This is a genomic window from Deinococcus sp. NW-56, assembly GCF_002953415.1.
Lineage (GTDB): Bacteria > Deinococcota > Deinococci > Deinococcales > Deinococcaceae > Deinococcus.
This window is the reverse complement of record NZ_CP026516.1, coordinates 2,313,301-2,330,907: the sequence shown is the minus strand read 5'-3', so window position 1 is coordinate 2,330,907 and position 17,607 is coordinate 2,313,301. Positions and strand designations below refer to the sequence as shown.

At 68.0% G+C, this 17,607-nt stretch carries 17 protein-coding genes; 4 read left to right on the top strand and 13 right to left on the bottom strand.

Going from position 1 to position 17,607, the window contains the following annotated elements; translation table 11 throughout:
- Window positions 1-24 precede the first annotated feature (24 nt).
- The 4 genes from C3K08_RS11680 to C3K08_RS11665 are packed head-to-tail and all read left to right on the top strand — an operon-like array spanning window position 25 to window position 3,058.
- Window positions 25-1,017 carry a carbohydrate kinase family protein gene (locus C3K08_RS11680; protein ID WP_104991463.1) on the top strand — a complete coding sequence of 331 codons (993 nt, stop codon included), beginning with the start codon at window positions 25-27 and terminating at the stop codon, window positions 1,015-1,017.
- A complete protein-coding gene (mltG, locus tag C3K08_RS11675) occupies window positions 1,014-2,045 on the top strand; it encodes an endolytic transglycosylase MltG (RefSeq protein ID WP_104991462.1) in 1,032 nt (343 codons plus the stop codon). Before C3K08_RS11680 ends, mltG begins: the two co-directional genes overlap by 4 nt.
- 15 nt (window positions 2,046-2,060) lie before the next feature.
- Complete coding sequence (locus C3K08_RS11670) at window positions 2,061-2,267, top strand: hypothetical protein (RefSeq protein ID WP_104991461.1); 207 nt, start codon at window positions 2,061-2,063, stop codon at window positions 2,265-2,267.
- A complete protein-coding gene (locus C3K08_RS11665) occupies window positions 2,264-3,058 on the top strand; it encodes a DUF421 domain-containing protein (protein ID WP_104991460.1) in 795 nt (264 codons plus the stop codon). The genes C3K08_RS11670 and C3K08_RS11665 overlap by 4 nt, the downstream gene beginning before the upstream one ends.
- A 10-nt stretch (window positions 3,059-3,068) precedes the next feature.
- Here the strand turns inward: C3K08_RS11665 and C3K08_RS11660 are convergent, their stop codons facing one another.
- The 13 genes from C3K08_RS11660 to ruvX form a co-directional block, all read right to left on the bottom strand.
- The gene (locus C3K08_RS11660; protein WP_104991459.1) at window positions 3,069-4,160 is read right to left on the bottom strand and encodes a transposase; all 1,092 of its coding nucleotides are present in this window, start codon (window positions 4,158-4,160) and stop codon (window positions 3,069-3,071) included.
- Between the two features lie 214 nt (window positions 4,161-4,374).
- Entirely contained in the window at window positions 4,375-4,761 is a 387-nt protein-coding gene (locus tag C3K08_RS11655; RefSeq protein ID WP_104991458.1) for a 2Fe-2S iron-sulfur cluster-binding protein, read from the bottom strand.
- 30 nt (window positions 4,762-4,791) lie between these two features.
- Window positions 4,792-5,664: an alpha/beta fold hydrolase gene (locus tag C3K08_RS11650; protein ID WP_104991457.1), complete on the bottom strand. Its 873-nt coding sequence runs from the start codon at window positions 5,662-5,664 to the stop codon at window positions 4,792-4,794.
- A gap of 18 nt (window positions 5,665-5,682) precedes the next feature.
- A complete protein-coding gene (locus tag C3K08_RS11645) occupies window positions 5,683-6,513 on the bottom strand; it encodes a zinc-ribbon domain-containing protein (protein ID WP_104991456.1) in 831 nt (276 codons plus the stop codon).
- A 23-nt stretch (window positions 6,514-6,536) separates the two neighbouring features.
- Window positions 6,537-7,367, bottom strand: coding sequence for a type II secretion system protein J (locus tag C3K08_RS11640; protein WP_104991455.1), 831 nt, complete (start codon window positions 7,365-7,367; stop codon window positions 6,537-6,539).
- A gap of 2 nt (window positions 7,368-7,369) precedes the next feature.
- Window positions 7,370-7,762 carry a type II secretion system protein J gene (locus tag C3K08_RS11635; RefSeq protein ID WP_158679920.1) on the bottom strand — a complete coding sequence of 131 codons (393 nt, stop codon included), beginning with the start codon at window positions 7,760-7,762 and terminating at the stop codon, window positions 7,370-7,372.
- Window positions 7,759-8,214, bottom strand: coding sequence for a hypothetical protein (locus C3K08_RS11630; RefSeq protein ID WP_234009063.1), 456 nt, complete (start codon window positions 8,212-8,214; stop codon window positions 7,759-7,761). The genes C3K08_RS11635 and C3K08_RS11630 overlap by 4 nt, the downstream gene beginning before the upstream one ends.
- A gap of 26 nt (window positions 8,215-8,240) precedes the next feature.
- Complete coding sequence (locus C3K08_RS11625) at window positions 8,241-9,890, bottom strand: pilus assembly PilX N-terminal domain-containing protein (protein ID WP_104991452.1); 1,650 nt, start codon at window positions 9,888-9,890, stop codon at window positions 8,241-8,243.
- A gap of 65 nt (window positions 9,891-9,955) precedes the next feature.
- A complete protein-coding gene (locus tag C3K08_RS11620) occupies window positions 9,956-11,026 on the bottom strand; it encodes a peptidase C39 family protein (protein ID WP_104991451.1) in 1,071 nt (356 codons plus the stop codon).
- A 55-nt stretch (window positions 11,027-11,081) separates the two neighbouring features.
- On the bottom strand, window positions 11,082-12,092 hold the full coding sequence (locus tag C3K08_RS11615) for an esterase family protein (RefSeq protein WP_104991450.1): 1,011 nt from the start codon (window positions 12,090-12,092) through the stop codon (window positions 11,082-11,084).
- Between the two features lie 39 nt (window positions 12,093-12,131).
- Window positions 12,132-13,829: a long-chain fatty acid--CoA ligase gene (locus C3K08_RS11610; RefSeq protein ID WP_104991449.1), complete on the bottom strand. Its 1,698-nt coding sequence runs from the start codon at window positions 13,827-13,829 to the stop codon at window positions 12,132-12,134.
- A gap of 131 nt (window positions 13,830-13,960) precedes the next feature.
- Complete coding sequence (locus tag C3K08_RS11605; protein WP_104991448.1) at window positions 13,961-16,693, bottom strand: hypothetical protein; 2,733 nt, start codon at window positions 16,691-16,693, stop codon at window positions 13,961-13,963.
- A 493-nt stretch (window positions 16,694-17,186) separates the two neighbouring features.
- Window positions 17,187-17,573 (bottom strand): Holliday junction resolvase RuvX, encoded by a 387-nt coding sequence (gene ruvX, locus C3K08_RS11600; protein WP_234009062.1) that lies wholly within the window; start codon window positions 17,571-17,573, stop codon window positions 17,187-17,189.
- Window positions 17,574-17,607: the final 34 nt, after the last annotated feature.

The window sequence follows — 17,607 nt, the reverse complement described above, 5'->3', positions numbered from 1 at the left end:
GGAATTGTATGCTGCGAGGCACGCATGAGCCATCCCACCTTTTCCCCGCTCCGCCCGCTGGTGTCGCTGGGCGACCTCGCCTGGGACGTGCTGGCCAAGCCGGACACGATGCTGCTGCCGGGCGGCGACACGACCGGGCGCCTGGAACTGTCCGGCGGCGGCTCGGCCGCGAATCTGGCGGTGTGGGCACGCCGGGCCGGGTGCCCTGCCACCTTCGTGGGCAAGGTGGGCCGCGACCGCTTCGGGGACCTCGCCACCTATGAGCTGCGCTCGGAAGGCGTGGGCGCCGAGGTCATCCTGTCGGACGAGCATCCCACCGGGGTGATTCTCGCCCTGATCGACCGTCACGGCCAGCGGGCCATGCTGACCGGGCAGGCCGCCGACTGGGAGCTGCGCCCCGACGAACTGCCGGGGGAGACCCTGCGCGGAGCGCGGCACCTGCACCTCACCGCCTGGAGCCTCTTTCGTGATCCGCCCCGCGCCGCCGCCCTGGCCGCCGCCGCCCTCGCCCGCGAGGGGGGGGGCACCCTCAGCCTCGACCCTGGGAGCTTTCAGATGATTCAGCAACTTGGCCGCGAGACCTTCCTCGGGATCGTCGACGCGGTCCCCTTCGACGTGATTTTCCCCAACGCCGACGAGGCCCGCGCCCTGACCGGCGAGGCCGAACCCGGCCCGGCCCTGGCCTGCCTGCGGGAGCGCTACCCCCGCGCCCTGGTGGTCCTGAAGATGGACGACGAGGGCGCCCTGATCGAAGGCCCGGAGCAGCCCCGCGTGCATATTCCGGCCACGGCCGACCGCCCGGTGGACGCGACCGGGGCCGGAGACGCCTTCGGGGGCGCGTTCCTGGCAGGCTGGCTCGCGCACGGCGATGCCCCCCGCGCCGCCCGCCTCGCCGTGGAGGTCGGCGGCTGGGTGGTGTCGCGCTTCGGCGCCCGGCCCCCCGCCGACGCGGAGCTGGGGCGGCGCCTGGCCGCGCACGGCGTGACTCCGTTCGGCGCGGGTGGGGTGCCCGCATGACCCGGCTTCAGGGGGGCGGGATGGCCCTGTGGGTCAAGATTCTGCTGGGACTGGTGATCCTGCTGCTGCTGGCCGCCGCTGGGGTCTTCGTGTACCTGCGCGGCCTGACCCAGCCCGCCGGGGGCGGTCCCTACACCCTGGAGGTCGAGCCCGGCGACACCCTCCCCGCCGTGGCCCGCGAGTTGCAGGAAAAGGGCATCGTGAAAAACGCCGACGCCCTCAGATTCGTGATGCGGCAAAACGGCACGGCGGGCAGCCTCAAGGAGGGCCTCTACGACCTGAAGGGTGACATGACCGTCTATCAGGTCGCCGAAAAACTTGCCGGACCCGCCCGCATCCCCACCGTCAACGTGACGGTGCCCGAGGGCTGGCGCCTGCGCGACATTCCGCCCGTCTTCGGGAAGGCCGGGTTTGACCCCAAGGCCATCGAAGCCGCCCTCAACGACGCTTCTCTCAGCCAGTACGCGCGGGGCGAGCAGGAGAACCTCGAAGGCTTCGTCTTCCCGGCGACCTACGAGTTCCGTGTGGGGGAGACGCCCACAGACGCTGTGAAGGAAATGGTCGCCCGCATGGAGCAGGAATTCACCCCGGAGAACGTGCAGAAGGCGAAGGCCCTGGGCCTCTCGGTGCGCGACTGGGTGATTCTGGGCAGCATGGTGCAGGCGGAGGCCGCCAACAACGCGGAGATGCCGGTCATCGCGGGGGTCTTCCTCAACCGCCTGCGGGACGGCATCACCCTGGGCAGCGACCCCACCGTGGCCTACGGGCTGGGCAAGGACCTGCCCGAACTCGACCGCTCGGCCGGGGACTTCACCAAGGACACGCCCTACTCGACCTACACCCGCCAGGGCCTGCCCGCCGGTCCCATCAACAACCCCGGCCAGCCTGCCCTGCTGAGCGTCCTGAACGCCGAGCGCAAGCTGCCCGACGGCCGCGACGCCCTGTACTTCCTGCACGCGCCCGACGGCAAGATCTACGTCAACCACACCTACGCCGAGCACCTGCGCGACAACGCGACCTACCGCTGAGGCTGGAGGGATGCCGTGCCCGACCGTGACTTCCTGAAGCGGCGCAACGCCCTGTGGGCGCGGCTGCGGGCGCTGCCGCCCGGCTCGCCGGAGTTCGAGGCGGCCCTGCACGACCTCGCCTCGTATGTGGGCTGGACGCGCCCTCAGGTGCTCGCCGGGTTGGGGCTGACCGAGGCTGACCTGAGTGAACCGGGACAGGCCCCGCCGGAGCGCCGTCCATGAGCGCTGAAATCGTTCCGCTCGACCTGCCCCGGATGTTCCTGGGGGACTTCTCCCCGCTGTTTTTCGCGGAGATCGCCCTGCGGACGGTGGTGATTTTCGGCTGGCTGCTGCTGCTGCTGCGGCTGATGGGCAAGCGGGGGCTGGCGCAGCTCAGTCCGCTGGAACTCGCCATCGTGATCGGGCTGGGGTCGGCGGCGGGCGACCCGATGTTCTACCCGGAGGTGCCGCTCGCGCACGCGATGCTGGTGCTCGCGCTGGTGGTGGGGATGCAGCGGCTGCTCGCCTGGCTCGTCATCAAGAACGAGACCGTCGAGACCTTCGTCGAGGGCACCCCCGTCGAACTCGTGCGCGACGGGGTGATGTCGGGCCGGGCGCTCGACCGCTCCAACCTCAGCCGGGAGGACCTCTTCGAGCGCCTGCGGGTCGCCGGGGTGCGGCAGCTCGGGCAGGTGCAGCGGGTCTACTTCGAGCAGGACGGCAACCTCAGCGTGTTCCTGCACTCGGAGGACGCGCCGCCGGGGTTGCCCATCGTGCCCCCCTGGGACCTTGAAGCGCCCGTTTCGGTCATGGAGGGCCGCCAGAGTGACCTCGCCTGCACCCACTGCGGCACGGTCAGCCCGGTGAACGGCGGCCCCGTTCCCCCCTGCCCCCACTGCGGGCGCGTGGCCTGGACCCAGGCGACCACCGATCCGCTGGGAGGTGGGTCGCGTGGGTCTGGCCGCGATGGGGGAGACCACCGTCTGGGCCTCGGCGGCCCGCTGGGGGGTGGCCCCGGCACGACGCCGGGCTAGGGGCTTATACTCAGGAGTTGCACCTCGCATAGCGCAGTGAATAGCCGTGCTGGCGGAGAAATTCCGAGTTTCTGCTGAACGTCAGGAGCAGGCGGTTCAAATGAACGTCTGGCATGACCGTCATCAGTGCCAGAGCAGCACACGCCTCCAGGGTCATCCCGGTCTCTCGGTGCAGGATGGCCAGTGTCCAGGCCAGGAACACCAGCAGGACCCAGCGATCCAGGCCCACAGCAGTTCGCATTGCGAACTGCGCCAGACCAAACTGGTGCTTGCCCTCCTTGAAGAACGATTCCTCACTCCACCGCTTTGCCCCCTCGGCGACCACCTCGTCGCCTTCCATCAGTTCCGAAGAAACCGCGTGAAACACCCGGTCTCCACGGTCGACGCGACCCAGCACCAGCGGGTCATGCGGCCAGTTCTTCAATTCGATGTAGCCTCCATGCGGACAGTCAGCCACCGTGACCTCGCCTGGGTGCATCGTCCGCCGGGTTGACCGAACGCCCACCACAAACTCGAAGCCCAGCTGCCTGACTTCATCCAGGAAGACAGCGGATTCGAATCCGCTGTCTGCTAACACGCGAATCCGGAATCGACGACGGATCGCGTCTGGGACGGTTCGCAGAAGTTCTCGTGCCAGAGTCACTGGGGTCGCTGTCCCCTTGCCCCGGTAGACCCGGTACCCCACGGGAAACTTCACCGCTCCGTATTCGGCGAACAACACGACCAGATGGATGCCGTGAACCTCGTTGTAGACGCGAACGAAGGGCAGCGTGCTGCCCTTTTTTTCGATGCTGGTCAGGTCGACACTCAGCCGCAGGAGTGGGCGGTGTTTTCGTCGGGCCGCGACAAGCAGCGCGTCCCACTGGGCGCGCTGCAAGATGGCCCAACCCTGTGCCGTATCCCAGGGGTACTCGTTCAGGAGGCGGCTCAGCGCACTTTTGCTGACCAACTCAGCGCGGTGCAACGCCGTTTTGGTGGCAGTGTCCAGGAACATCGACAGCGCAGCCTCCAGGCTGCGCTGTTGGTAGGACGTGGTTGGAACGGCCAGGAACTCATCTGCCAGAATGCGGACGCGCTCCCCCAGAATCTGTGACGTAGACACTCCCAGATTTTCTCGGCTGGGAGCGCTTCCCCGTCGTTATGCAGGTGCAACTCCTGAGTTATACAGTTGCCGTCCAATCCGTTATCGAACCGGGAAGGCGCCGGTGCGACAACTCCTTTCCCGGCAACCGTTTTGTTCCTGCTCGCTCTGCTCCGCAGCTTTACAAGTCCGCTCGGGTTGAACAGTTTGTGTAACTGTTCAACCGGAATCCGTATTAGCCCTCGGTCGAGGACCCTGGCCGGGTGGTCCACTCGGGCTCGGGTTCGATCTGCTCGGCGGGCGCCTTGCCGGGTTCCAGCCCGCTCGACCGTGCGGTTTGCAGCGGCGTCACGGCCATGCCCTCGGCGCACTCGACCTGGCAGGAGAGCCGCGCCTGCCCCAGCAGCCCCTTTTCCACAAGTTTGTCGTGCTCGGCCACCGTCATCAGGTCCGGTTCGCCCTCCTGAAAGCTCACCCGGCAGGTCGTGCAGCGGGCCACGCCCCCGCAGCGGTGCAGGATGTCCACCCCGCCGCGCTCCAGCGCCAGCACCAGCCGCTCGCCCGCCCGCGCGGTGACCTCGCCGTAGCCCTCGACCCTGATCTGCACTGTCTCCGTCGTCATGGCCGAGGATGGCACGAAAAGAGACTCAGGTCACTGGCCCGACAGGAACTCCAGCAGCAGGTTGTTCACCCGCAGCGGCTCGTCGCGCATGACCCAGTGGCTCGCCCGCGCAAGGCGCACCACCCGCACGCCCGGCACCCACGCCTCCAGCCCGTCGGCGAGTTCGGGCCGCAGCGCCACGTCGCGCTCGCCCCACAGCACCAGGGTGGGCACCCGGATGGGGGGGACCGCGCCGCCTCCGCCTCCCCGCCCCAGGCCCCCCAGCCGCACCATCGCCCGGTAGTAGTTGACCATCGCGGTCGCCGCACCGGGCCGCGCCCACGCTTCCTCATAGCGCCGCCGTTCGTCGGGCAGGTAGGCCGCCGGGTTGGTCCCCCGCAGCGCCCACCGCCCGAAGCGCGGCAGCATCCGCTCGGGCAGCCACGGCAACTGGAAAAACAGCACGTACCACGACCGCATCCACTGCGCGGGGTGCCCCAGCGCCCGGCGGTAGGCGGCGGGGTGCGGCGCGTTGAGAATCACCAGCCGCCCGATGACCTCCGGCTGCCGCAGCGCCAGCGCCCACGCGATGATGCCGCCCCAGTCGTGCCCGACGACGTGTGCCCGCTCGTACCCCAGGGCACGGATCAGGCCCGCCACGTCCTCCTGGAGCGTGCCCACCCGGTAAGCCCGCACGCCGGACGGCTTCTCGCTGAGGTTGTACCCCCGCAGGTCCGGCACGATCACCCGGAAGCCCGCGCGGGCGAGGGGGCCAATCTGCCGGGTCCAGCCCTCCCAGAACTCGGGAAAGCCGTGCAGCAGGACCACGGGCGGCCCTCTCTCCGGCCCCGCCTCCACGACATGCAGCCGCACCCCGTTCGTGACGACGTGGCGGGACCGGAACTCCGTCTCGGGAGGGATCATGCCCCAGTGTAGGGGCCTTCAGGACCGCCCCCCGCCCCCCTTGCGGCTGGGATCCTTCAGGAAGTGTTCCCGCAGCAGGTGATCCAGCCCCGGCCCCCGCTCGGCCAGCGCCCGCGCGAAGGCCTGCGCGTCGTTGCGGGGGGAGTGGGGGGTTGCCTTGTCCGGGGTACCCTTGCCGCGCACCTCGCCCCCGAAACGCCGGGCACGGAACATGCCCGGATGCTCCTCGAAGACGGCGGTGACCTGCTCCGGCAGCCGCGCGAGGTGCGCCGCGAACTCGGCCTCCTGCGCGAGCGCGGCGTGCGCGGCCCCCTCGCCCAGTTCGGTCAGCAGGCGGTCGATCAGCGCGAAGACGCGGGCGGCGTAGGCTTCTACCTCCTCGCGGCGGGGGAGCGCCCCCCGGTGCACCACCCGGTTGCGAAAGTCGCTGCCCAGGGCCTGCGGGGTCAGGAAGTCGGGCGGGCGGCCCTCGCGCAGCAGGTAGGCCAGCGCGAACATGCCCAGTTGCCGCTCCGACTGCGCCGAGACGTGCTTCCAGGTGCCGTCCAGTGCGGCGAGCGCCCCCGCGAAGTCGGCTTCGCCATCCGCCATCCGCTCCAGCACATACGAACGCACGTAGAACTCGAAAAACCGCTCCAGCGCCGCCGCGAAGGTCGCCACCGCCTCCCGCGCGTAGCCGTCCATCAGCGCCCGAGTGCCCAGGTCGAACAGCACCTCGAACTTGTGCTTGCGCACCAGCACGCAGAACCCGGCCCCGCAGTGCGGACAGGTCAGGTCATGGATGGCGCTGTCGGCGAATTCTGCCCGGACCTCGCGGGAACACTCGGGGCAGCGGGTGGGGAAGAGCATGGGGGGAGTGTAGGGTGCGGCGTTTACGGGGCGACGTTGCGGGCCTGCACCTTGAGGGTGTAGGGGGTGGCGGGGAGGAACGTCACGTTCCCCCGCACGCTCTGCTTGGTCTGAAACCGGAGGGTGATCGTGCGGGTGCCCGCATCCCAGGCGAAGGGAGTGAGGGCACCGCCGGACGCATTGGTGAGCGAAAGATGGTCCGTGACCAGGTAGGGCTGCAATCCACTAAAGGCCGAGGCGGTGCGGAAATGGGTGGCCAGCGCGTTACAGGAAGTGGTCGAACCCGCTGCCGTCGTCACGGCCTCCGGACAAACCGTCGCCGTGACCGAACCGCTGGCCACGACGCCACGGTATTCCCGCAAGACCATCACCTTGTTCGTGCTGTCGTCCGCCCAGGCATCGTCCATGCGGTCGTCCGCATTCAAGATGGACCGGGGTTCCATTCGGTAGACATAGACGCGGTAACGCACACCCGTGGTGCTCAGCGGGCCGATTTTGGGAGTCGCGGACGAATCGCTGAGCGTGACCGCCCCCTTCAGTTGCTCGTCGCTCTCCGGAATCAGCAGGGCCAAACAGGGCGTCACCGCGTCGCATTTGCCCGAGTTGGTGGCCGCGGTAGCGCCGCTGGCATTGACTGTGAATCCACTGTCCCGCACCGCGATCGCCGCCCGCACCCGGTCCCCCACATAGCCCGTCGCATCGGTGAGGTCGGTCAATCGCTGTGACATCGCATTGGTCCGGGTCGAGATGCTCAGGGTGGACACCTGCCAGTTGGTCACCAGCACAAAGACGATCCCCATGATCGCCATCGCCACCAGCATTTCGACCAGCGTCAGCCCCTGCTCAGCCTGCATGCTCACGACGGCTTCCCGAAGTCGAGGACAAAGGTCTGCTCTGGCTGACTGGTGTGGGTGCACTTCAGGGTGACCCGTTTGATGATGACCACTCCGGCCGCGTCGCTTTGTTGGTTGCCGACCGAAGGCTCACAGGTGTAGTTGTTGACGGTCGCTGCTGCCGGAGCGCTGGGCAGGGTGCCCGCAGTAAATCCCGCAGCGGAGGAGAAGTTCGTGCGGGTCTGCTCCATGAACTGCTTGGCCCCGATGGTCACGGCTTGGTCGGCCCGCGTCTGACTGTTGAGCTTGAAAATGGCCGGGAACATCGACAGCACCGCCACTGAGACGATGGCAAAGATAGAAAGCGCCACCAGCACTTCAATCAGGGTCAGCCCCTGCTCTTTCTGGTTCCTCACTTGATGACCACCTTGCCGAAAATGCCCGTCAGGCGCACGTTGCGCTCTATGGCAGTGTTGTTGGCCCAGCGCACCTTGAACTCGTCCGGCGAACTGTCAGCCGTGCCATAGGGGGGGCGGAAGCTGATGGTCGACGAGCCACTGCTGTGCGCCAACTGGGTTCCGGCAGGCATGGTATAGGTGCGGGTCTGGGTGGGTGCGGGGGTGCTGCTCCCGGCAGCCGGGCAGGCGGCGGCATACTCCTTGATCTGATACTGGGTGTTCGTTGCCGTGGTGTTGAGCACCCCGATCTGCCAGCAGGCATTGGCTTTCTTCGCCCCGGTTCGCGCAGCGTTCACGGCCTGCGCGAACTGCTGCGCCCCCTCCATGACGGCCGAACTGGCTCGCCACCGGGCGTAGTTCACCATGCCGATGGCCGCCAGAATCCCGATGATGGCGATGACGAGCAGCAACTCGATGAGGGTAAAACCGTGGCGATTCACCGCTGCCTCCAGGTGCCCGTCACGGTCTGAAGCGTGAGGGGACTCAGCGCCGAACCGGCTTCAAGGAGTGCCGCGCGGTTGTACTCGATCTTGCCGTCGCCCTGCCCCGTCCCGGCGATCTTGGTCTCGTCCTTGACCGAGGACGTGCCCTCGACCAGCACTGCTCCTTGAAGGCTGGAGTTGCCCTGCTGATCATAGTCGCCCATCACGTAGATGGCCCCGTGGAAGCCCGCGTCGCACGTGCCGTTCACGGTCAGGTCCCCCTTGACAATCAGGATGCCGTAGCCGCACAGGCTGCCGCCCGTCAACTGGAGGTTGCCGTTGTAGAAGACCGGCTCGCCGGTCAGGGTCCCGTTGAAGCTCGTCGTGCTGGGAAGCCAGCCGGTCGGCGCGAGCATCTGAGCTTTGGTCTGCCCAAAGGTGTAGGTGAACATGTCGGTGGCCGCGGTGTCGGCGCTGGTGCCGTAGGGGTTGCGGTCTTGCATTCCCTTGTTGTTCGCGCTGGAGCCTTCCGTAATCGTGCCCTTGCCGTCGGTGTCGATCGTGCCCGCCGACACGACGCCCAATACGTCTCGCCGGATGGGCGTGCCCTCCGCGATGGTGGTGATGCTGGGGGCCAGCGTGTCCGTCTTCTCGACCCACTTCACTTCAATGGAGTTGTAGTTGACATTGCTGGGCGCCAGGCCTGCATAGACCGCCTGCACTGTGCCCTTCATCTGCCCGGCGAAGACTGTGGAGCCGACCGTAAAGGCGGTCGGGTCGGAAACCTTGACCTGACTGACATTTGCCCCCGTATTCAGCGACTGGGTAAAGGGGGCCGTGACCGCCGAGTCGACGCGCATCACGTCCGAGTTATGGGCCAGCACCGTGACGGGCGTGCCGCCCAGGGTCGAGAGGACGACCTGATTGCCTGCCACGCTCTTGACCTTGTAGGTTGCTTTGGGCAGGCCCGCTTGCACGTAGTCCCCCGGCCGCAGCAGCAGCTTGCCGCTCTGGGACTGCGGTGACAGCGTCAACGAGAAATCCTGCGAGGAGGCCGATTCCGCCAGGGTGAGGCCCCCAGGAGCCTCGACCTTGGCTGCGAGGATGGTTCCGTTGGACTGGTCTCCATCTTCTCCCGACACTTCCGCGTTGCCGCGCACCTCCACGCCGGGGTGAGACGCGAGGGCGGCGTCCACGCGGATATTGAAGGCCGGGCTGCGCTCGACGCTGTAGTCCTGAAGCGTTTCCTTGCGGGCCACGTCCCCCTGTTTGCCCGTGGCGACCAGCGTCAGTGGGCTGGCTGTTCCTTCGAACGAGAGCGTAGCCGTCGTCCCGGTGCTGCTGGCATAGGTTCCAAGTTGCCGTTCAGTCAGCCAGGCGTTCAGCCGCGCAGCCGTCATGGGGCCGCGCAGTTGTTGGTCGGAAGAAAGCGTGTCCATGTCCGTAGCGAACCGGACCGCGAACGTGTTCAGCCCACTCTCTGCCGCCAGCAGCGCCTGATACGCCGCCCGCTCGTTCACGCCGCCGCCCCGCGCCCCCAGCGCCAGCGTGGCGGTGGTGCTCACCACGATCGTGAGGACGACCGCCGTGAAGAGGAGGACAACCACCAGCGCGATGCCCTCTTCGCGGCGGCGCCTGCGGGGACGGATGACGTGAACACTCATGCCCCCACTGTAGAGAGGGGGGGCGGGGCGCGAAACACCCGATCAGGGGCGGCAAGAGGGTGGACTTAGGGCAGCCGCTGCCCCTGAGGCGCGATCACGTAGCTCAACCCGCCCGAATGCCCCAGCCACAGCTTCTCAAAGGCCGCCCGGGGATAGGTGCGCCGCACGCCCGCGTCGGTGGGGGCGGCGGGGTCATTCAGGACCGGGTTGCCCTGCGCGTCAAAGCCCACCAGCACCATCAGGTGGCCGTCGCTGTAGCTCAGAGGAGCGCCGGGCAACTCGCCTTTCTTCCAGCCCAGGCTGACGGCCAGCGGTGCCCCCGCCGCCGTGTATCGCTCGGCCGCCGCGAGGTGGGGCAGCCGCGTCACGAAAGCCCGCAGCCCCTGTTCACCTGCATACGCCGCGTTAAAGGCCCAGTTCCCGGTCCCGCCATACGCCCGGTCGAAGGTGCCCTTCGCCGCCTGCGGGACGGGCACGTCCACCCCGTGCCGCGCCAGGATCATGGACACGCTCGTCGGGCTGCACCACACCTCACCGCCGCCTTCGTAGAGCATCTGCGACCGCTGGGGCACACTAATCACCTTGCCCCAGGCCGCCCGGTCGCCCGGTTGACCCAGGCCCGCGCTGCGGCGGGCGCGGTCGCTGGTGTTCAGCCCGACGAGACGCACCTCGGTGCCCGCCCCGCGCAGGGTCACCCGGTACTGGTAGGCGCTGGCCTTGGCGGTCAGGCGCAGGGTATCGGTCAGGACCTGCCCCGCCGCGTCGCGCTGGCCGTTCACGGAGGTGCGCCCCTCCGCCCGCTGCCACGTTCCGAAGGAAAACCAACGGCTCCAGGTGCCCCCGGCACCCTGCGTCCGCACCTCCACGGTCACGCTGCCGCCCCCCGCCGTGTAGGCGTTCCAGGAGGGCACGAGTTCGTCAAAGGCGGGCACCTTCACGGGGGGGCTGGTCAGGGTGCCCGAGGTCTTGCCCGGCGCCAGGGTCAGGGCGTCGCCGCGCACCGCCACGCCCGCGAGCGCAGCACCCTGCCAGTCGGCCGCCCGCTCGTGCAGGACGGTGGTGGAGTTCGGATGGGTCATGGTCAGGGCCTCTGCGCTGCCCGCGAGGAGCAGCGCCGCGAGTAGGGGGGCACGCATGGGGCCGATTGTGCCGTCTGGGGCGCAGAAGTGGGTGAGTGCCGGTGGGCGGGCGTCACGTGCCCTGCATGTACAGGAACGCTTCCGGCAGCGCGTCCCGCCATGTCACCCAGTTGTGGCCGCTGGGGTACTCGCGGTACTGGTGCTCGGTGCCGAGGTCGGCCAGCGAGGCGGCCATGCGGCGGTTGGGCGCCGTGAGCCACTCCAGCACCCCGGTATCCAGACTCACCCGCAGGTGCCGGGGCGGGGTCGCCTCCAGCCGCTCGCGCAACCACTCGCCCGCCGTGGTGGTGTTGATGGTGCCGTCCGGGTCGGTCGCGCCGGGCCGCGCAATGAAAGCCCCAGAGTGGCTGACCACCCGCGAGAAGAGGTCCGGGTGCCCTGCGCCCAGGTGCAGCGAGATCAGCCCCCCGAGGCTCGCGCCCCACAGCCCCCGCTCGGAGACGGTCGCGTATTCGCCCTCCACGCGTGGAAAGACTTCCTGCCGCAGAAAGTCCAGATAGCGGTCATTGACGTAATACTCCGTGCTGCGGTCCCCCGGCTCCACGAAGACGAGCACCGCACCCGTCGCCAGCCCCGCCTCCACCGCCCGGTCCATGACCTCGCCCAGCCGTCCGGTGCGGTAGAAGGCCACCCCGTCCTGCACGTAGTACACGGGCGTGGACCGGGCCGGGTCGTGGCCGTGCGGGGTGTAGACGATGGCGCGGCGGGTGCCGGGAAACACCTCGCCGGGCCAGGTCAGGCGGTGGGCGGTGCCCTTCTGGGTGGCGTCGGGTCGGTGCCAGAGTCCATGCCGGACATACTCCCCGACCACGGCCGCGCGGGGGTAGGGCCACCACGGATTGAGCGACTTCTGCGCGTTGTCGGGGTCAGGGAAGGCCTGACCCGCCGCGTCCAGCCAGGCGTATTCCACCCACGCGCCGCGCGGCAGGGTCAGCGTGATCGGTGCCCCACCCACCACGGGGAGGGCGGGCTTCTTCCGCCAGTCCGTGAAATCCCCGACGAGCGCCGCAGCACCCGCCGGGGGAAGGAAGGTCACCTGTTGTCCCCGCACCGAAACGGCCATAGGGGGGATTCTACGGGGTGGGGCTCAGCGGGTCAGGAATCAGCTTCCCTCGCCCGCGAGGTTGGTGTGGTGCGTCTCGTGGGTGTGGGGGTAGCCCCGGTACTGCTCGCGCAACTCGCGCTTGAGGAACTTGCCCGTCGCACCGATGGGGAGGCTCTCGGCGAAGACGGTCGCGTCGGGCAGCCACCACCTGGCGAACTTCGGCGCCAGAAAGTCGCGCAGTTCCTCGTGAGTGACCTGCCCGCCCTCGCGCAGGGTGACCACCGCCAGCGGGCGCTCGTCCCACTTGGGGTCGTCCATGGCGATCACGGCGCACTGCGCGACGGCGGGGTGGGCCATGATCGCGTTTTCCAGATCCACGCTGCTGATCCACTCGCCGCCCGACTTGATCAGGTCCTTGGCCCGGTCCTGGATGTGCATGTAGCCGCGCTCGTCGAGGGTGGCGATGTCCCCGGTGTCGAACCACAGCTCGCCGTCCCGCTCGAAGAAGCTGCTCTCGCCCTCGCCCTTGAAGTAGGAACTGGCGATCCACGGCCCCCGCGCGATCAGGCGGCCCATCGTCTGGCCGTCGTGGGGGAGCGGCTCGCCTTCCTCCGAGACGATTTCCAGAAAGACCAGCGGCACGGGCTGCCCCTGCTTGGCCCGCAGGCGGTAGCCCTCGTCGCTGCGCTCGTCCACGCCCACGGGCACGATGCTGGCGGTCCCCAGCGGATGCGTCTCCGTCATGCCCCAGGCGTGCGCGAGGCTGAGGTCATGCCGCTCCTCGAAGGCGCGGATCATGCTCTCTGGCGCGGCCGAGCCGCCCACGACCAGCCGTTCCAGGGCCGAGAGGTCGTAGGGCTGCCCCGCCGCCTTCGCCCGGTCCAGTTCGGCGAGCAGGCCCATCCAGATCGTGGGCACCCCCGCCGTGATGGTCACGCGCTCGTCCTGCATCAGCCGGGCGAGGCTCGGGCCGTCGCTGAAGGCCCCGCCGAAGACCTGCGCCGCCCCGTACATCGCGCAGGTGTAGGGCAGCCCCCAGGCGTTGACGTGGAACATGGGGACCACCGGCAGCACGACGTCGCGCTCGCCCACGTTCAGCGCGTCCTTGGGGGCGCTGGCGAGCGAGTGCAGCACCGTCGAGCGGTGGGTGTACAGCACCCCCTTGGGATTCCCAGTCGTCCCGGAGGTGTAGCACATGGCGGCGGCGTCCGTTTCCGCGAGCTGCGGGTAGCGCGGCATCGGCTCGTGGCCCATCACCCAGGAGTCGTAGTCCTGCACGCCGGGGATAGGCTGCGGCAGCGGCCCCAGCACGACGATGTGCTCCAGCTTCGGGCAGGCCGCTCTGAGCGCCGGAATCATCGCCGCGAAGACGTTCTCGATCAGCAGCACCCGGTCTTCGGCGTGGTTCAGAATCCAGGCGATCTGCTCGGGGTGCAGGCGAATGTTGACCGTGTGCAGCACGAAGCCCGCGCTGGGGACCCCCAGGTACGCTTCGAGATGCCGGAACGAGTTCACCGCCAGGGTGGCCACCCGGTCGCCGGGGGTCAGGCCGAGGCCCTGAAGCGCCGTGCCCAGCCGCAGCGCCCGGTCGGCCACCGCGCCGTAAGTCGTGCGGTGCTTGTGGGGAATGGGTTGCCCCGCCTCGTCGCGTCCGGCGACCAGCAGGCTGACCACCTCGCGCTCCGCGTAGATCGTGCGGGCACGCTCCAGGATGAAGGGGATGGTGAGGGGAACGTCCATCATGGTGCCTTGCATAGGACCTCCTCGGCGGTCTGGGCCGCGCGGGTGTGGGGAATATCGGAGAAACCGGGCGTTCAGTGTAGCCCGCGCGGGGGCAAGACACGAAAAAAGGCCCCCCGGAGGGAGCCTTTTATGGGTGAGGGGGTTTAGCGGGCCGTGCCGTCGACCGTGCCGACCGCTTCGCCGAGGAAGCTGTAGGCGCCCGCCGTGTCCGTCACGATCTTGTTGAACTGATCGTACGTGAAACGGGTGGTGTTGAAGACGGTGGCGTCGTTGGTAACCGCTTCGCCGACCAGGTTGGTGTTGGCGGCAGGGTTGCGGAAGGTACGGTTCCAGTAGAAGTCGTTGAGCAGGTCGCTGGTCGCCGTGTACAGCTGCTTGTTGTCGGGCGTCGCGCTGTCCGTGATGTAGATCCACGGGTTGCGGACGTTCCAGTTGCGCTGGCGCTGGCTGCTGAGCTGGCCAATGTCCAGGGTGCGGTTGCCGCTGCGCAGGGTCGGGTCGGTGGCGAGCTGGTAGTTGCGGATGGTGGCCCACAGCGCCGCGTCGAAGCGCCCGTAGTCGCTGACCTCGCGGATGTTCTCGCTGCGCGTCGGGCCGCTGGAGTTGATCGTACGGGTGGCCGTCGAGTCCAGCGAGAGGTTGTTGTCCAGCAGGCTGTTGCCGGTGGTGTTGGGGATCAGCGTGGTGCCGTTCGCCCCGAACGCCGCGATCAGGTTGGTGTTGGGCTGGAGGTTGATGACCTGGTTGCGGCGGTAGCCGTCCGAGTTGCCCAGCACGATGCGGTTGCTGTTCACGCCACCGGGGAGCTTGTCCACGTTGTCAACGCCGCTCTTGGCTTCCACCGTGATGGGGGTGCTGAACATCGTCGCGTTACCCGCGCGGTCAACCGCGAGGCCACGGAGCTGGATCTGCGAGGTGAGGTTGGGGAGCTGGAGGGCGTTCCAGCCACCGTTGAGGCTCATGGTGCGCATGCGCTCGGTGGACTGGGCGCTCCGGGCGAACTGCACGGGGTGACCGATGCCCGGCGTCGTGGTCGCGTCGTCCGTCGCGTTGGTAAGGTTGCTGTCCCAGAACAGGCGCACTTCGTACACGCCGCAGCCGCCGTCGCTGGCATCGCTCTCGACCGAGACGCGCTCGCCGCTCTCGACCACACCCAGACCCACGGGGCGGTTGAAGTTGGCGGTGGGGTCCGTGTTGTCGATAAACACGGTCGCGTTCTGCGGGGCGTTGACCGGGGGGTTACCCAGGCGGTCGGTGAAGTTGCTGGTGTTGATGGTGTACTCGCCGTCGGCCAGGCGGTTGGTGTCGAAGGTGGTCAGACCGTCGAGGTTGATGCTGCCGATGGTGAAGGTGGGCTGACGCAGGACACCGATGCCGCCCGCGTTGTCGGCCGCATTGCCCAGGCTCACGCTTGCGAAGTCGCTCAGGCAACGCTCGGGCTCGACCGAGGGGAAGGGCAGGTCGCTCGCGTCACGCAGCACGCTGCCGGTGAAGCTGGGGCCGACGTTGTCGAAGCGGATGGTCTCGTAGCTCGCGCTGGCCGTCTCGTTGCCGAGCTGGTCGCGGGAGATCGCGTAGATGCGGTAGTTGACGTTGTCAACGATGCCCGTGGTACGGGTCGCGCCCGTGGCCGTCGCGCCGGTAGAGCCGAACAGGCTGCTGAAGGCGGCGGAACGGTCACCGGGTTCGAGGATGGGGGCGCTACGGCCAGCGGCCACACGCTTGACCGCCTCGGCGCGGCGCATCTCGTCACTGTCGGCCAGCCCCTTGTCGTTGAAGGCGGTCTCGGGGACGAGGTAGTAGCGGATGCTCTCGAAGCCCGCGGGACGACGCTGCACGAAGGAAGCACCGATGGGGGCCTGGCCGAACTCGCGGTCCTGGAGGCTGGGGTTGCTCGTGAAGACGTTGATGTCACCACGCGCGAAGTTGATCCCCGTGTTGTCCACATTGCGGATCAGGTTCGAGAAGTTGTTCTCGACACCGTTGAACTCGGGGTCGGCCTGCTGGGGGCCACGGTTGTCGGTGATGATGGGCTGGAAGGTCACCGTGGTGCCCACACGGAAGACGAGCCACTGGCGCACGGCCTCGAACTCGGCGAGGCGGCGGGTGTCGAGCACCGCCGTCACGTCAGCGCCAGTCGAGACGACCGAACGCAGCACGTCGCCCGCCTGAATCTGGTCGTTGCTGGGGACGTCGGTGCCGGTGGTGCGGGCCAGGATGATCTCGACCTTCTGGCCGGCGGCCGCGCCGCGGTAAGACACGTTGATGGTGCCCTTGACGTACACGTCCACGTTGGTGTTAGGAGTGGTCGGGGTGCTCACGCCCTGACCAAGCTGACGCCAGCCGTTCATCGCATCGCGCACGATGCCTTCGCTCGTCAGGGTCAATTCCTGAGCGGGGTCGAAGACGATGTTGCTGGTCGCAGGGGTCGCTGCGGCGACCGCGTTGACGACGACCTGCTGGGTCACCGTGCGGCCCTGAGCGTCGGTGCCGGTCACGGTGATGATGTTGCTGCCCGCCGCCGTGGGCGTCACGGTGCAGAAGCCGCCGCTGGCGCTGTTGCTGGCGGTGGCCGGGCTGCTGGTGGTGCCGCCCGCAGCGACCGTGCAAGTCACGTTGGTCAGGGCAGCCGAGGTCGTGTAGTTGACCTGAATGGCCTGGCCGACGGTGGCGTTCGCACCCTGCGTGGGGGAGATGATGGTGATGCTGTTGAGCGCCGGAGTCGTGGGGGTGGTCGGCGTAGTAGGAGTGGTCGGCGTAGTAGGAGTGGTCGGCGTAGTAGGCGTGGTGGGGGTAGTAGGAGCATCAGGCCCCGTGCCGCACGACGCCAGGGTCAGCACACCCGTGAGAGCCAGCAAAGCGATGTTCTTATTCATACGTCCTCCGTGGGAGCGTGGCTCCCAGTGCCTCTCATGAGAGGAGGGCCAGTCGCGAGGGAGAGATGGACGGGTCCAGTTGCCTAGTTTCCTGCCCGTCTGCTTCTCCTGCTCAGGCCACCGCCCAAGTTAGGCCAGGATGTGAATCCTATGGCGAGTATATGGACGGCCCTGGGGGGTGTCAACAAGATTTCTGTGCCAGACACGGAAATAACATCCCCATCACTGTAAGGTTTTCGTCAGTCTCGACCTATCCTTCTCATCGAATTCCGCTGATGTATAAAACACCTCCGACCCAGCCGCATTTTGCTGGCTCATGGTCTGGCTTTCCGAATGCTCAGGACACCGTCAGCCAAGAGTCAGTCATGCTAACGATGACTTAACCGCTTTCTCATTACTGGATATTGGGGCCGCCAATTCCTGTGGAGCAGGACGCGCCCACGGGAAAGTGCGGTGCTGCAGTCCTATGTGAGGGGTCAGGTCCGAAGCGTCTCTAGCCCCCCAGCAGATACAACTCCAGAATCTGCACCGCCGCCGCCTCATCCTCGTCGGCCGCGCCCAGCGCCCGCGCCCGCTGGGTTGTAAAGCGCTCGTCCTGATAGGCAATCCGGTACCCCTTATCTTCCAGCACCCGCCCGAAAGCCCGTACCCGGTCGGCGGAGGGGCTGGGGGCACCGTCGGTGCGGAGGGGCAGGCCCAGCAGCAGCAGCTCCGCGCCCGTCTCCTCGACCTTGAGGCGCACGGCCTTGAGGTCCAGCGGCAGCCGCTTACGGTCCACGCTGCCACGGCCGAAGGCGAGGCGCCCGGCGTTCACCGCGAAGCCGATGCGCGACTTGCTCACGTCCAGCGCGAGGATGGTGGGAAGGGACGGGGACGTCACGCGGGTCAGTGTAGGGCGCAGGGGCACAGGCGCT

Coding starts and splice junctions, on each gene's coding strand:
- C3K08_RS11680 (WP_104991463.1), top strand. CDS start 25: ATGAGCCATCCCACCTTTTCCCCGCTCCGCCCGCTGGTGTCGCTGGGC.
- mltG (WP_104991462.1), top strand. CDS start 1,014: ATGACCCGGCTTCAGGGGGGCGGGATGGCCCTGTGGGTCAAGATTCTG.
- C3K08_RS11665 (WP_104991460.1), top strand. CDS start 2,264: ATGAGCGCTGAAATCGTTCCGCTCGACCTGCCCCGGATGTTCCTGGGG.
- C3K08_RS11655 (WP_104991458.1), bottom strand. CDS start 4,761: ATGACGACGGAGACAGTGCAGATCAGGGTCGAGGGCTACGGCGAGGTC.
- C3K08_RS11650 (WP_104991457.1), bottom strand. CDS start 5,664: ATGATCCCTCCCGAGACGGAGTTCCGGTCCCGCCACGTCGTCACGAAC.
- C3K08_RS11645 (WP_104991456.1), bottom strand. CDS start 6,513: ATGCTCTTCCCCACCCGCTGCCCCGAGTGTTCCCGCGAGGTCCGGGCA.
- C3K08_RS11640 (WP_104991455.1), bottom strand. CDS start 7,367: ATGCAGGCTGAGCAGGGGCTGACGCTGGTCGAAATGCTGGTGGCGATG.
- C3K08_RS11625 (WP_104991452.1), bottom strand. CDS start 9,890: ATGAGTGTTCACGTCATCCGTCCCCGCAGGCGCCGCCGCGAAGAGGGC.
- C3K08_RS11620 (WP_104991451.1), bottom strand. CDS start 11,026: ATGCGTGCCCCCCTACTCGCGGCGCTGCTCCTCGCGGGCAGCGCAGAG.
- C3K08_RS11615 (WP_104991450.1), bottom strand. CDS start 12,092: ATGGCCGTTTCGGTGCGGGGACAACAGGTGACCTTCCTTCCCCCGGCG.
- C3K08_RS11610 (WP_104991449.1), bottom strand. CDS start 13,829: ATGCAAGGCACCATGATGGACGTTCCCCTCACCATCCCCTTCATCCTG.
- C3K08_RS11605 (WP_104991448.1), bottom strand. CDS start 16,693: ATGAATAAGAACATCGCTTTGCTGGCTCTCACGGGTGTGCTGACCCTG.